Annotated in this window: 13 protein-coding genes; 9 read left to right on the forward strand and 4 right to left on the reverse strand. The window is 42.8% G+C overall.

Features of this window, described 5'->3' with window-relative positions; translation table 11 throughout:
* Positions 1–175 precede the first annotated feature (175 nt).
* Complete coding sequence (locus F0227_RS00450) at positions 176–1021, forward strand: histidinol-phosphatase (RefSeq protein WP_171751175.1); 846 nt, start codon at positions 176–178, stop codon at positions 1019–1021.
* Between the two features lie 42 nt (positions 1022–1063).
* Here F0227_RS00450 and F0227_RS00455 read toward each other — a convergent pair whose 3' ends face one another.
* Complete coding sequence (locus tag F0227_RS00455; protein ID WP_171751176.1) at positions 1064–2020, reverse strand: LysR family transcriptional regulator; 957 nt, start codon at positions 2018–2020, stop codon at positions 1064–1066.
* Positions 2021–2219: 199 nt separating this feature from the next.
* On the opposite strand from F0227_RS00455, the gene F0227_RS00460 reads away from it, so the two are divergent.
* Together F0227_RS00460 and F0227_RS00465 are read left to right on the forward strand one after the other, a co-directional pair.
* A complete protein-coding gene (locus F0227_RS00460; RefSeq protein ID WP_171751177.1) occupies positions 2220–3584 on the forward strand; it encodes an MATE family efflux transporter in 1365 nt (454 codons plus the stop codon).
* A 171-nt stretch (positions 3585–3755) separates the two neighbouring features.
* Complete coding sequence (locus F0227_RS00465; RefSeq protein WP_171751178.1) at positions 3756–5447, forward strand: NAD-dependent malic enzyme; 1692 nt, start codon at positions 3756–3758, stop codon at positions 5445–5447.
* Positions 5448–5713: 266 nt separating this feature from the next.
* On the opposite strand, the gene F0227_RS00470 is transcribed toward F0227_RS00465, so the two are convergent.
* Positions 5714–5872 carry a hypothetical protein gene (locus tag F0227_RS00470; protein ID WP_171751179.1) on the reverse strand — a complete coding sequence of 53 codons (159 nt, stop codon included), beginning with the start codon at positions 5870–5872 and terminating at the stop codon, positions 5714–5716.
* Positions 5873–6342: 470 nt separating this feature from the next.
* Here F0227_RS00470 and F0227_RS00475 point away from each other — a divergent pair, with 470 nt between their 5' ends.
* The 6 genes from F0227_RS00475 (at position 6343) to F0227_RS00500 (ending at position 12581) form a co-directional block, all read left to right on the forward strand.
* Positions 6343–7626 (forward strand): nucleoside permease, encoded by a 1284-nt coding sequence (locus tag F0227_RS00475; RefSeq protein WP_171751180.1) that lies wholly within the window; start codon positions 6343–6345, stop codon positions 7624–7626.
* Between the two features lie 78 nt (positions 7627–7704).
* Positions 7705–8724 (forward strand): ADP-ribosylglycohydrolase family protein, encoded by a 1020-nt coding sequence (locus F0227_RS00480; protein WP_171751181.1) that lies wholly within the window; start codon positions 7705–7707, stop codon positions 8722–8724.
* Positions 8717–9670, forward strand: coding sequence for a PfkB family carbohydrate kinase (locus F0227_RS00485; protein ID WP_171751182.1), 954 nt, complete (start codon positions 8717–8719; stop codon positions 9668–9670). The genes F0227_RS00480 and F0227_RS00485 overlap by 8 nt, the downstream gene beginning before the upstream one ends.
* 83 nt (positions 9671–9753) lie before the next feature.
* Positions 9754–10989 (forward strand): OFA family MFS transporter, encoded by a 1236-nt coding sequence (locus F0227_RS00490; protein WP_171751183.1) that lies wholly within the window; start codon positions 9754–9756, stop codon positions 10987–10989.
* A gap of 149 nt (positions 10990–11138) precedes the next feature.
* Positions 11139–11906, forward strand: coding sequence for a GntR family transcriptional regulator (locus F0227_RS00495; protein WP_253821996.1), 768 nt, complete (start codon positions 11139–11141; stop codon positions 11904–11906).
* Between the two features lie 3 nt (positions 11907–11909).
* Positions 11910–12581, forward strand: a complete 672-nt coding sequence (locus F0227_RS00500; protein WP_171751184.1) for a Crp/Fnr family transcriptional regulator — start codon at positions 11910–11912, stop codon at positions 12579–12581.
* 44 nt (positions 12582–12625) lie between these two features.
* Here F0227_RS00500 and F0227_RS00505 read toward each other — a convergent pair whose 3' ends face one another.
* Both F0227_RS00505 and F0227_RS00510 read right to left on the reverse strand, forming a co-directional pair.
* On the reverse strand, positions 12626–14104 hold the full coding sequence (locus tag F0227_RS00505) for a sulfatase-like hydrolase/transferase (RefSeq protein ID WP_171751185.1): 1479 nt from the start codon (positions 14102–14104) through the stop codon (positions 12626–12628).
* Positions 14105–14141: 37 nt separating this feature from the next.
* The gene (locus tag F0227_RS00510; protein ID WP_171751186.1) at positions 14142–15398 is read right to left on the reverse strand and encodes an anaerobic sulfatase maturase; all 1257 of its coding nucleotides are present in this window, start codon (positions 15396–15398) and stop codon (positions 14142–14144) included.
* Positions 15399–15484 lie beyond the last annotated feature (86 nt).

Consider the following 15484-nt stretch of genomic DNA (forward strand, 5'->3'; position numbering starts at 1 on the left):
TGAGTATAGAGGCTCTTCGTGTTACTCAAGCATAGAAAGCGAAGTTTGACAAATATCTAATGAATCGAAAAATGAAAAAGAATATGATGAAAACCCTAGGGTCTGTTGATCTTTCGAGAACAGATTTTATTTAATCTGAGAGCGATTTGAGCAAGGCATGAGGAGAGCAGCATAGATGAAACTGACCAATTACCACACTCACTGTCACTTTTGTGATGGTAAAGGCAGCGCTGAAGAAGTGCTAGAAAAAGCCAAACAGTTAGGTTACCAAGCACTTGGATTTAGTTCTCATGCCCCACTCCCATTTGCCAATGACTACTCGATGCAACAACAGGATTTAACCCGCTATATCGAGACCATCAACGCCTTAAAAAATCAGCAACAGATTGAGGTGTATTTGGGGCTAGAGATTGATTATCTACAAGATTATATTCAGCCTGCGGATAGCAAATGGAGAGAATTAGGACTCGATTATGTTATTGGCTCAGTTCATGCACTGCTGTTTTCAGCGGAGAAAAATGACATGTTAAGCGTCGATGGGCTTGACGATGATGTGGACTATTTACTGTACGATGTTTATCAAAATAATAGCCGTAAGCTAGTTGAAGACTATTACCAGAAAGTCACCGATCTGTGTCGTTCTGGCGGCTTCGATATCTTGGGCCATTATGACTTAGTAAAAAAACATAATCGCCGCCTCAACTTCTTCGATGAATCCGCCAGTTGGTATCGCGATGTGGCGATTTCCTCATTGGATTCAGTCGCCAAATCCGGCGTTATCATGGAAGTTAATTTTGGTGGCATGCTGCGTGGAGCAACAGATGATGTCTATCCACCACTATGGTTACTAAAAGAAGCGTTTCAGCGCCACATTCCGGTGCAAATAAACGCAGATGCTCATGCACCACATCATCTAGGCGTTCATCAAGAGTACTGCCGAGACCTTTTGCTTCAAGCGGGTTATCAAACGCAGCGCGTACTGCTCGATAAAAAGTGGCAAGATATCTCTCTTACTCAATAACCTCAGTTCATAAACAAGCCGGATAGGGGGTGATCATCACCGTTAATGATGATTATCCACTACGCCCGTCCAACCATACTGTTGCGCTAATTCCAGCAGTTGGGCAATCTCCTGCCTCGAGTCCTGACACAACCATGCAACTATTTTGTCCACTTCTGCTGAGTGCGTTTTCTGATGACAAAAATATTGCCATGCGCTGTGATGAATAGGGATCGCTCGCGGACAAATTAAAAAACCGCGTTGTAGCTCTCTTAGTATCAGCAGCATATCCGTTACGGTAACGCCTTGGCCTGACGTACAAGCATTTAAAGCCATATCGAGAGAATAGAATGTGGTGTCGTTGGTCGTCGATGTGTCACGGCAACCCATCTTTGCTATCCAAGTTTTCCAGTCATGGTGATCAAGAGTGGGATGCAGCCGAGGCATGGTAATAATTTGATCTATGGTTAGATCTCCCTCAGCTAGGCTCTCTGAGTACACAGGTGCCATGTACTCTTCTCTTAGCAAAAACACATCTGGATTATTTTTATACTTTCGGCCAGCACGAGAATTAAAAATTAGCAGATCATACTCATCGTTGTTCACCGCCATCTCCTCTTCCATAGTAGGAATAATGACAATCTCATAATCCGGCAACCAAGCATTCAACAACTGCATTTTAGGTATTAACGTTCTAATGGCGTAACTCAATGCCGCCTTAATCACCATTTTTTTCTTTTCAGGTTTTTTCCAAGACGACAATAGCAACTCAATTGAGTGGTAATTTTTATTAAGCAGAGCGAACAGCTCCTGCCCTTTAACCGTCAACTCTATGGAGCGATGCTTACGCAAAATGAGCTTGGTGGCTAACTCTGTTTCAAGTTGCTTAACTTGCCGACTAACAGCGCTTTGCGTCACATGAAGTTCTTGTGCTGCATCAGTAAAGCTCAATAACCGGGCTACCGATTCAAAGACTTTAAAGCCATTATGGGAGTTGGGAATCGTTTTAAATGGAGTCATCGTTTTTCACATGAGTTTATGTAATGCCAGAATCACACAAAAATCAATTGAAGACCAGTGAATTAAACCTTATGTTTAACCTCTATACCCAAGTGACCTTAAGATGACTATGCTTTCAAAACTGCGCTTTGATTAGAAGCCCATAGATTCTCGATGAGCACGTTCCTTGAGGTTACTTGGATATTTAACAGAGGTCGCAATGAAAAAAATCATCAATTTAGCATTCCCATTAATCATCTCTCAATTAATCGCCATGGCATTAGTTCTTACTGATGTGTGGATGATGTCTCGCTTGAGTATTGCCGACCTTGCGGCAGGTGGGTTAGGCGCCTCCATCTACTCCTTTGTCTTTATCATCGCCTCCAGCACAGTAGGCTGCTGCGCCAACTTAATTGCTATCGCTTATGGGCAGAGCTTATCCCGCCCTGAATATGGAGAGCAGCAGATACGATTTGCGGTAAAAGGAGCGGTATTGCTCTCTGTTATTTTGACTGTTTTGCTCACCATCAGCTTTCAATATGCGCCCTATGTATTAGAGAAAGCACAGCAATCCAGCGATGTTATCGACATCGCTATTCGTTATCTGGACACCTTAAAGTGGGCGATGTTGCCAATGTTGCTGTTGCTGGTGTTACGAGGCTTAACCAGTGCGCTAGGAAACACTCGTTCTGTCATGGTGATGTCCATTATCATTGTGCTGCTCAATATTCCTCTTAGCTACTTTTTGGCCTTTACCCTTGACTGGGGCATTTCTGGCTTAGGGGCAGGAACCGCCATTGCTACTATTCTGGTGCTTATTGGTTACAGCTATTGGACATTTACCCACCCCAGCTATAGCAGCTACGCACCATGGAAACAGAAAGAAGAGTACTCATTTAAACTGCTGATCCCACTGTTATCAATGGGGCTCCCCATAGCAATCGCAGCCCTGCTTGAACATGGACTCATCTATGGTGGGACATTAATGGCGGGCGTTATTAGTGTCAGTGCGCTGGCTCTTCATCAGATACTGTTGCAATGCTTAAGTTTTACTTGGAACTTTAATTTTGGTCTGTCTCAAGCGGCGGCTATTTTGGTGGGGCGTGACTTTGGTGCGAACGATTTACAAGGTATCAAACACACTTCAATCCAAAGCTTTATCTTGGTGACTCTGGTCAGCCTATTACTCGCTGGAGTCTTTCTTTTGTGGCCAAATGTCATCGCCGATCTGTTCCAGCTAGACAGTGCAGACAACGGCCAAAATCAAAATAACATGAGTCAGATTCTTTCTAGCGTGTTATGGGTTGTTGCGCTCTGCTTTGTCGTAGATGCATGGCAACTTCTGGCGATAAACCTACTGAGAGGAATGAAAATTGTTCTCTCTCCCACCATCAGCACCGCAATTGGTTATTGGCTCTTTGGCTTACCTGCCGCGTGGTGGTTATTGGATCGCTACCAGTTAGCCGGAATCTGGGCGGGTATAGGGGTAGGGCTGGGAATCACCGGAATTCTATTGCTTTTACAACTCAGACAGGCGATTAATAAGAAGTTTGCCTCCACGACACTTCAACAAAGCGTGAGCTAACTAAAACCACGCCTTGGTTTGGTTTAAATGGTGCAAATACTTTAAATGATTTAAATGTAAATAAAGTAATGATCGACACGGTCGCATCATTACTTTTCATTAACATTTGTACTATACTATTGCGGCTTTCCTCACCAACCCCAAGCGTCTTCGCACAGCAATGAGTATAGAATGAACAGTAAAAGTCAGCGCCCTTTATATATCCCTTACGCCGGTCCCGTACTACTTGAATCTCCCCTATTGAATAAAGGTGGTGCATTTTCTCAAGAAGAACGGTCACAATTTAATCTAGATGGTTTATTACCTGAAGCGATCGAAAGTATTGAAGAGCAGGTCGACCGTGCCTATCACCAGTACGAAAATTTTGAATCCGATATGGATAAACATATCTATCTACGTAATATTCAAGATACCAACGAAACGCTGTTCTATCGATTAGTACAAAATCACATTAGCGAGATGATGCCCATCATTTATACGCCAACTGTTGGTGCTGCGTGTGAAAACTTCTCTAGTATCTACCGTCGTGCTCGCGGGCTGATTATCTCCTATCCAAATCGTCACAAAATTGACGAAATTCTAAATAATGCCTCGCGTCATAACATTAAGATTATTGTTGTCACCGATGGTGAACGTATTCTTGGTCTAGGTGATCAAGGTATCGGAGGAATGGGCATTCCAATTGGTAAACTGTCTCTCTATACTGCATGTGGGGGCATCAGTCCCGCTTATACTCTGCCTATCGTATTGGATGTTGGCACAAACAACCCACAACGACTCTCTGACCCTATGTATATGGGATGGCGACACCCAAGGATCAGCAAACAAGAGTACGATGAATTTGTAGACGAGTTTATCCAAGCGGTGAAAAATCGTTGGTCAGGTGCCCTGATTCAGTTTGAAGATTTTGCACAGAAAAATGCCATGCCTCTTTTGGAAAGGTATAAAGATAAAGTGTGCTGCTTTAACGATGATATACAAGGTACTGCTGCCGTTACGGTAGGGTCATTATTGGCAGCATGTAAAGCGGCCAAAAGTAAGTTGAGCGACCAACGTATCGCCTTTTTAGGTGCCGGTTCTGCAGGGTGTGGTATTGCAGAAGCGATCATCGCCCAGATGGTGTCGGAAGGTATCGACGATGCACAAGCGCGCTCTCAAGTATTTATGGTGGATCGCTGGGGATTACTTGCCGACGATATGCCAAACCTACTCGACTTCCAGAAGAAACTGGTACAAAAGCGTTCAACCATTGATGCATGGGATAAAGAAGGCAGTGATGTCTCACTGCTTGAAGTAATGAAAAACGGCCACCCAACTGTCCTCATAGGCGTCTCTGGAGCCCCAGGGTTGTTTAGCGAGCAGATCATTACCGAAATGCATAAGCACTGCCAGCGACCAATCATTTTCCCGCTGTCTAACCCAACAAGCCGTGTTGAAGCCTTACCAGAAGACATTCTGCGCTGGACGAATGGTGAAGCACTTGTTGCCACAGGCAGCCCATTTGACCCTGTAATTTTAAATGGCGAAACTTACCCAATCGCTCAGTGTAATAACAGCTATATATTCCCGGGGATTGGATTAGGTGTGCTTGCTTCTCGTGCTAAACGAGTGACTGACGAAATGTTGATGGCATCAAGTCGGGCATTAGCAGAATGCTCACCATTAGCCATTAATGGTACCGGTTCGCTGCTCCCACCTCTTGAAGAGATTCAACAAGTATCGAAGAAAATCGCATTTGCCGTGGCTAAAAAAGCGATGGAACAAGGCAAAGCGTCAACATCTTCCGATGAGCGATTGAAAGAAAAAATTGAAGAGAACTTCTGGGCACCAGAGTACCGTCAATATCGCCGTTCAGCGTTCTGATATACCCGAATAACCTCAAGGAGCAGGATTCAGAACTGAATCAACAGGTTCAGTTCAAAAAAACAATTGAAACAGTGCACTTTATGACGTGTTGATTTAAGACGTATTGTTTTATGACGTGTTGTTTTAAGATGCACGGCTTTATGAGGTACGGCTTTATGAGGTAAAACGTTGTGAAGTATCGCGGTGTAAAGTCACTTTTAACGATACTCTTATTATTGCTAATCAAGAGTATCGTTTAATTTCAAATCCTTGAAAAACAGTAGTTAGGCAATCAAGTTTACGCCAACAAATAGAGCCACTGCTGAAACTTCCATAAGCATTAATGCAATTGTCGCCACTCCACCAAGTACTGATGCAGATACTGTTGGGATTATTTCGTTTGTCTCTTCAGTATTCAACAAGGATAGTAGTGCTGAGTTCATGCTTCCTCTCTTATGTAATTACATTTCAATTTAGAGCGTGAATTCTACTCATTTTGAGAACTAGATCAAGTTTTATATGTAACTAAATTACCATCCTAAAATTGAAAGAATAATCCCTGAATTTATTAGCAATAATAATTTCATAATCTAGAAAGGGAATGCCATTCCTTCAATTATCTTTCTTGAACTGAATATGTAGATGCTGCTCTGAATCCAGCATATTGAGGTCACTTGAGTATAGAACCAATTAAGACCAATGCGACTCAGTTAGATTTTTTCTCGTTTAACCCGAAATACTTCTTTAATATCAACAAAATAAATTAATTACGACGAAATTTCCTATTGCATATATACTTTTTATATGATGTTAAAAGTCGATCCCTGATCACAATCCGACCACCTTGGTATTGCTTTGGTATTATCAAAGTATATTATTGGACCGTACCCCACAGTACCAAAGGAAATTAATAATGAAATCTACAAATGCAAAACTATCATTCATGATGTTTATTGAATGGTTTATCTGGGGAGCATGGTTTGTTCCTCTCTGGCAAATACTCAATACCAATGGCTTTACGCCAACGGAAATAGCATGGTGCTATGCATCTACCGCCATTGCGGCCATTTTATCTCCGATCCTCGTTGGCTCAATTACCGACCGTTTCTTTCCTGCACAGAAGGTTCTTTCTGTAATGTTGCTTGCTGGCGCAGCACTTATGTACCTTGCAGGTCAACAGACTGAATTTTCAAGCTTCTTCCCTTTACTGTTGCTATATGCGCTCACTTATATGCCAACTATCGCACTCACCAACAGCATTGCGTTTTCCAATGTTGAAGACGTCGAAAGAGACTTTCCACGTATACGTGTACTCGGCACTATTGGTTGGATTGCATCGGGAATTGCCATTGGTTTTCTTCCTGGATGGTTGGGGTATGGCGACATCTCCTCAAGCAATATCCCACTAATTATTACCGCGTTAAGTTCTGCTGTTTTAGGTCTGTTTGCACTGCTATTACCGAATACACCGCCAAAGAGCACAGGTAAACTTAGCTTAAAAGTAATGCTTGGTTTAGATGCATTGGTATTATTGAAAGATCGCAACTTCCTCGCATTTTTTGTCTGTTCATTTATGTTTAGTATGCCACTGGCGTTCTACTACATCTTTGCCAACGGCTTCCTTACAGAAGTTGGCATGAGCAATGCAACTGGCTGGATGACGTTAGGTCAGTTCTCCGAAATCTTCTTTATGCTCGCACTGCCTTTCTTCACTAAACGATTTGGTATTAAAAAGGTATTATTACTTGGTCTGTTTACAGCAGCAATTCGATACGGTTTCTTTGTCTACGGTAGTGCCGAAACGTGGTACCTATACTCACTTCTGTTTGCAGGTATTCTGCTACATGGGGTTAGCTACGACTTCTACTTTGTTACCGCCTATATTTATGTGGATAAGAAAGCACCCGCTCACATGCGTACTGCAGCACAAGGCCTTATCACACTTGGCTGTCAAGGTATCGGTAGCTTATTAGGATACCGTTTAGGTGGTGTTCTGATGGAAAGCATGTTCGCCTATGAGACACCACAAAATGGACTGACTTTCGACTGGGCAGGAATGTGGGGCTTTGGAGCGCTAATGATTGCCGTCATCCTCGTTATCTTCATGTTCTTCTTTAGAGAGCCTGATGGAGAGATCGCTGAGATAGAGATTCCCGATTCAAACTCTGAAACGCATACAGAGAAAGCTCAAGCATAACCCTTGATGGTCCTGCTCAGTATCAGTATTAACGTCAATACTGAGCAGGATTTTTTAACCGATTTTTGGTGTAGTAAGATGAATATAAGTAAAAAACAACGAATTCTAGGTACCTTTTATGGTCAAGCGTTAGGTGATTCGATGGGAATGCCTTCTGAGCTTTGGCCAAGAAGCCGAGTCAAAGCCCATTTCGGTTGGATTGACCGATTTTTACCCGGCCCAGAAGAGAATAACGCGGCCTGTTACTTTGATGCTTGCCAATTTACCGATGACACTTCTATGGCCTTAGCATTAGCCGACGCCATCATCGAATGTGACGGTGATATTAATCCAGATATCATCGCTCGAAATGTCCTTACTTGGGCAGAAGGTTTTGATGCTTTTAACAAAAACATATTTGGCCCATCATCAAAAGCGGCCATGAAAGCCATCAAGCAAGGTACACCGATTAACGAACTGGAAAACAATGGCGTCACTAACGGTGCAGCCATGCGCGTATCACCAATGGGCTGCCTTCTTCCTACCCATAGCCTCGACAACTTTGTTGAACAAGTTGCCCTAGCATCCAGTCCAACACATAAATCCGACGTGGCGATTGCTGGTGCGGTAGTAATCGCTTGGGCTGTATCCAAAGCCATTGAAGGGGAAGATTGGCAAGCAATTAAAGATCAGTTACCCGCGGTTGCACTCTCGGCACAAACTCGAAACATCACCACTTTTAGCGCCTCAATGGCCGCTCGTATTGAGTTAGCACTTACTATCGCTCAAGAACCGACTGGTTTAGAAACCCGTATGGAGAAAATCTACAACCTTGTAGGCGCTGGAGTGAGTACTATTGAGTCTGTCCCTGCGGCAATTGCCATGGTCGAACTCTCCTTAACTAACCCTAATCGTTGCGCTGTTTTATGTGCTAACTTAGGAGGAGACACTGACACCATTGGTGCTATGGCGACAGCAATATGTGGTGCTCTCAATGGCATTGATTCCATTGACCAAAATCTTAAAAAACAGTTGGATGATGAAAACCAACTCGACTTTGAAGGTTATAGCGATAAATTTGTTCAACTGAGACAACTTAAGGAGCAAGCCTATGCCTAGTAATGCGCTTATTCAGCTTATTCCCTCATTAACCAACAATAGACAGCTCTGCCTTGTTGGAGCGGCTGTGGTTGATATTGTTGCTGACGTGGCCGAATTACCAAAACGCGGTACCGATGTTGAACTGGTCGAGAAAGGCGTTCATGTAGGCGGTTGCGCATTGAATATCGCTATCGCACTAAAAAAACTCGGCTTAAACTCCGTTAACGCGCTGCCCATTGGCAAAGGAAAATGGGCAGACGTAATAGAAACCGCCATGCTGGAAAAAGAGTTAAGCAGCAGTCTCTATAATCATAGCGGTGATAACGGCTGGTGTATGGCGCTCGTTGAACCCGATGGTGAACGAACATTTTTATCAGTCAGCGGCGTGGAAAATGACTGGTCGCTAGAGACGCTATCACAACTTCCCATAGAGAAAGACGCCATCATCTATCTATCAGGATACCAACTCTCCTCTTCCTGCGGGGACACCCTAGTCGCGTGGTTAGAATCGTTACCAGATACGGTCGACAAGTTTATCGACTTTGGCCCTAGAATTGCCGACATATCTAGCGAGCTCTTTGCGCGCATCATGGCGCTTAAACCCATTGTGTCACTAAACCGGCAAGAGGCTGAAGTGCTTGGCATGGTGGAACCATCGCAGTTTGTTAAGCAATGGTATAAACAGCATGCATGTCCGCTAATTTTACGTATCGATAGTGACGGAGCACTCTTTGCCGACAAGGACGCTACCGGCAATGTTGAACCATTCAAAACCGATGTTGTGGATACCATTGGCGCAGGCGACAGTCATGCAGGAGGTGTTTTAGCTGGGTTAGCTTCTGGCTGGGATCTGGTCGATGCTATTTTGCTTGGTAATGCCATCGCTTCTTATGTTGTGAGCCATGTAGGTGGCGATTGTGCGCCAAACCTTCCAGAGATCACTCGCTACCTTCATCAATACTAAACTCATCAATACTAAATTCATCTCTTCAGTGCTGTTCCTCTTTCGCGGAAGAGCACTGACCTTATCTGTCGCGATCACCAATAATGACTAATTTTTTCAATAACCGATCTCATCAAATTCTTATTGCCAGTTGTGGCGTTAACCTTTGCATTGGAGTGCTATACACATGGAGTGTATTTAAAAATGCCCTAGTCAACTTAGGCTGGAGCAACGGACAAGCCTCTATGCCCTACACCATTACCATTGTAGTACTGTCATTGTCGTTATTAGTGGCAGGCAAAATTCAAGATAAAATCGGCCCTCAAAAAGTCCTCATGATGGGCTCACTACTTGCTGGCTTAGGGATGATACTGGCGAGCCTATCCATTACCCCACTTAATATGAACATCAGTTTTGGCGTATTAACAGGAATGGGAATTGGTTTCGCTTATGCTTGCTTGAATCCAACGGCAATGAAGTGGTTCCACGCTTCGCAAAAAGGGTTGGTAAACGGCATACTCGCCACCGCATTCGGGATTGCCGCCATCTATCTTGCGCCACTAACAAGTTATCTTATTGCCAACTACGGTTTAAGCAGCAGCTTTCAAGTTATGGCCGCCATGCTACTTTTAGTCGCATTACCTCTTTCAATCACCATTAAAAATCCAGCCAAAGATTATCAAGCAACGGTGGCTAAACGCGAGGTTAATGCGGCACCTCAAACAGAACAAAAGAGCTATCAGTGGCATGAAATGGTAAAGACCAAACAGTTCTATATTCTCTGGCTAATGTATGCGTTTGGCGCATCAGCTGGGTTAATGGTCATCGCTAATATCACCTCCATCGCAGCTACTCAAGCCAATATTCTCGATGGCGCTTATCTTGTCATCACTCTATCCATATTTAACTCGTCTGGGCGACTCGCATCAGGCTTGCTAAGCGATAAAATTGGCCCATTACCCACATTAGCTATTGCTTTGGTGATTCAGGCGTTCAACATGGCGCTGTTTAGCCAGTTTGTCACCAGCAACACACTATTGATTGGCGCAGCACTTGCGGGAATAGGTTATGGCACTCTGTTAGCGGTGTTTCCTTCCATTATGGCGGATCTATACGGCTTAAAACACTACGGAGCAAACTATGGCGTCCTTTACACTTCATGGGGGGTTGGCGGATTTATTGGCCCTATGCTGGCGGCCATATCCATGGATATGTTTGGAAGTTACCTTTATGCCTATATCATCTGTGCGGTTTTGGTGAGCATTGCCGCTGCGCTGACATGCAGAGTAAAACCCATAGAAGCCGATGCTTCACCGCTGTCTCCGCAAACGTCAGCTTAATCAGCGGCTAAGATTAACTATGTAAGCGGTTAATTCGCGCAAAACTGATTTTATTATTAATTCTAATCAACCAGATAATGTATACTTAATCAGCTCAAACAACGGAAACTATTTTTAGATAGATCGTCGTTTGGGCCAACATCTTGCGTATGACTGGTGACACTTTAATTAATATGAAACCCTATCAATCTCTAATCGATCTTATTCAGGCTCGTCTACAAAAAAAAGACAAGTCCCCTCTGTATCTAAAAGTCGCTGACTCAGTCAAGTTAGCAACGGAACAACAGATACTGAAAGGTGGTGACTTTATTCCTACAGAACGTGAATTTAGCGAGCGTCTTGGGGTATCCAGAATTACCGTGCGCAAAGCACTGGATATATTGGAAAAAGAAGGGGTCATTGTTCGTTCCCGTGGTCTAGGCACCATGATCAGCGAAACGCTAGAGTACTCAAGTAAAGAGGCCACTGGTTTTTCTCAGCAAGTGGTTTTAAAAGGCAAAAAGCCTGACACATTATGGATAAAGAAAAATATTATTCCCTGCTCTGAAGAGATCGCCAAACAGCTAAAAATATCCACCAATGATGATGTTTTTCTCCTCAAGCGCGTTCGTTATATTGATGAACAAGCGGTATCCATTGAAGAGTCATATGTCCCCTCGCATCTTATTCATGATCCTGAAGAAATTCAGCTGTCGTTGTACGACTATTTCCGCAGCCAAGATATTGTTCCAAGCAAAACGCAAAGTCGGGTATCCGCCAAGATGCCGACTGAAGAGTTTTTAGAAAAGCTGCAAATAGAAGAGACCATTCCAGTGCTGTTAATTGAACAAACCGCCTTCGACAAAAGCGGCTCACCCATTGAATACAGTATTAACCGCTGCCGTGGAGATATGTACGTATTTATAAGTGAAGATTGATTTATGCTGATAACTAAAGAAGATATTTACCATACGGAAAAAATTCTCGATTTCATTAAACAGAATCAACAAATTTTAGCGTTCAGACATCACCGAATACAAAAAGGCGATTTGATTTTGAATCAAGGCCAATCGGTTGAAAACATCTTTTTTATTACTCAAGGTCAGATTTCTCTATCACGTAGCGCAATTCAGGGAAGACGTTACCAGCTCGGCACATTTACTCACAATGGTTTTCTTGGGTTGATGGAACTGTTTTCTGACAAATCGTGCTTTTACACCGTTAGCGCAGAGTCGGATTGTGATGCTTATATAATAAATGGAAAAGCATTTTCAAATCTGGTTTGCAATACCCCTAAATTAGCCGCATATACATTCAAGCACCTCACTTCTAAATGGTATTTATCTGTTGAACGAATGACACGCAATATTCTTCATACCATTTCATACTGCATTATTGATGACTTGATCCTTTTCTCACAACAGTCTCCAGAAGAGAAGTTCATAATTAACAAAAGTTTAGAATGCGAAAGGTTAGGAACCAGCTTAAGAGTCTATAACCGAATTCTGAAGCATCTCAGCGAGATTGGTGCAATAAAAGTATCTAGGCAGCACATTGATATTTTAGATGTCTCTCTGTTGCTAGCTGAGAGAGACATTGAGTTAGAAAAGTAATGGTAGCGGAGTTGCTACCATTAACTATCAGATCAATTTGATTATCAATTCCAACGTTCTGCTTTTAGTAACTTTTCAGTTGTAAAGTTAGGGTAACTCATATTCCACATGTTCAAACCTGAATACTCATCGGTAGAATAAACTGCAAAGAACTCATCTAGCGCATTAATCATTTTCTCTTGAACCGCTTTACGTGGTGGAATAGACACGCTTCCTTCACCCAGTGGATGGCTTAAATCATACCAATCATCTTGAGGTTGCTGCTTTTTGTCGTAATAGCGAACCAGCTTCCACTTTCCATCGGTAATCATACGAGAATTGCCACGTTCAGCGATTTGGTACTGACGCCAATCCCGAACTCGTTCTCCTTTCAGCATTGGTAACAACGTTTTACCAGGACCATAACTGCTATCATACTGTTTATCCCCCGCGGCTATATCTAAGATAGTGGCATGCAAATCCATCAGATCGACGAACTCACCTCGAACCTGTTTCGAACGAACAAGCGCTTTGGGTCCTTTAATAACAAACGGTATTCGAACGGTTTCTTCATAATAATTATACGGAAAACTCGCATTTACCTTTCCATATAGACCGTATTGTCCCATTAGTAAGCCGTGATCTGACACAAAGGCAACAACGGTATTATCCAGAATGCCTCTCCCTTCTAAACTGTCAAGCAGTCGGCCTAACTGGTCATCCAATAGCGTTACCGCGGCAAGATATTGCGCCAGCTTTTCTTCATGATCTTTCGGTACTAAAGTAAATTTACTGCTGTTGTCCAAAACGGAATTGCCACCAAACGCCACAACCTTATGTGCAACATCTCGATACTTCTCCACTAGGCGTTCAGGCAAGCCTTCAAAAGGAAAGTGAGGTTCTACGTAATTTAGGCTAATGAAAAATGGCTTATCACTTTTTTCATCAACAAACTTGATTGTTTCATCGGTCAAGAACTGCGCTTGAACACCCGTATATTCAAGGTTCTCACCTTCATCAGAAAACAAGACCGTACCAGAGTGCAAATATTGATTTTTCCATCCAGCTTTCAGTGCGTCATAGCTAAGCCAACGATCAAATCCACGAATAGGTTCCTTACTGTCAGTAGTCGCGTGCCATTTTCCTAGCAGTGCTGTACGGTAACCTTGAGATTTCATCCTCTCTGACAATAGTTTTTCACCCTCTAGCCAATTTGCATCAAATTCTGGGTTTTCTGCCAGAAAATCATACACACCATGCTGAGATGGCATTTTACCCGTATGAAAAGAAGCCCTTGCCGCAGAGCTAACAGGTGCAGGAGTCATCGCATTTTCAAATCTAACCCCCGTTTCAGCTAAATATTCTAGATTAGGGGTTTCTATAATGCCTTGATTGTGAAAACTGTTTGCCCACTGCCCTAGATCATCCGCCATAATCACAATGATATTAGGCTTTTCAGCTGTCGCCGCCAGTATTGGCTGGCTGCATGTTATCGCAGCTAACGCACACGCCTTGGCCACCGCATTATGCGAAAATTTTTTCATTGGTTTCTCCAAATTAAGCTTATTAGAAAATACGTCGTCAAATAACGTTTAGCGCTATTTGCGACTCTTTTTGTTTAATGATCTGCATAATTGCAGCAGGTGCATAACCAGCCTCATACAGTTCTTTCATTAAATTCATATAAGGTTTGCTATAAGAGAAGAACGTTTTATAGCCATGACAAAGGTAGTTTTGTTCAGGTATACCGCGAGACGAAAGCGCGAAACGATGTTTAGGGCAACCGCCATTACATAAAGAAAGAAACTCACAGTTAAGGCAATCTTGAGAAAGGGATGTCTGTTTATTCAAAGCAAAATGACGATTTTCTTTACCTTGGTTTATCTCTTTGATTGATATTTTATGAATATTTCCTAGCTTAAACTCTGGGTAAACATAATGATCACAAGCGTAAATATCCCCATTACTCTCTAATGCGAATGCGCTTCCGCACGTTGGAGCAAATACGCAGATTTGAGCAGCTTGCTTGCAGGTTAATGCAAAAGTGTTTTCAAAAAGTTGTATATATACTTTGCCTACATCTTCTCGCACCCATTCTCGAAAAATAGCAGACATAAACAGGCCATATTGCTCTGGTTCTACGCTCCAGTCACATATACGCATCTCATCCATTCTGTCAGGATGCAAGAGTGTTAATCCATCACTACTCTGCTGTTGAGCCTCTCTCTCAATCAGTGGAATGAACTGCATATGCTCACTGCCAAGTTCTTTTAAGTAGCGATAGACGTCGAGCGGTTGCTTAGCATTGGCCTCACTGACAACGGTAAGCGTATTAAATTGCACATGATGCTTCTTCAGTAATGTAATCGCATCGACAACCTTATGATGGGTGCTCTTTCCTGAGCGTGTTTTTCGATAGCGATTATGTAGTTCAGCAGGCCCATCAATCGATATACCAATTAAAAACTGGTGCTCTTTGAAAAAAAGACACCACTCCTCGTTGATAAGTAACCCGTTGGTTTGAAACGTATTGATGATTTTTTTGTTTTTGTTGTAACGCAGTTGAAATGAGATTGCAGCGCGATAGAAATCCAGCCCCATTAAAGTAGGCTCTCCTCCTTGCCAAGCAAATATAACGTCATTACCTGCTTGAGCTTCTATCTGTTGCTTTACGTAACACTCCAGAGTAAACAAATCCATTTTCCAGCTGTCACCCTCCTGAGGATAAAGGGACTGTTTTTCCAGATAAAAACAGTAGCTGCAGTCAATATTGCACTTAGAACTACTCGGTTTTGCCATAACATGACAAGCATTGGGCGTATTAGTTGATGAGGTCATAGGTTGTTGCCATGTCAATTAAAAAGATAGGCAAATCCTATAAAGGAGAAGAGAGACCGAATAGGACAAATGTCCAAAAGAGTTTA

Source organism: Vibrio sp. 99-8-1, from assembly GCF_013114595.1.
In the GTDB taxonomy this organism is placed as follows: Bacteria; Pseudomonadota; Gammaproteobacteria; order Enterobacterales; family Vibrionaceae; genus Vibrio.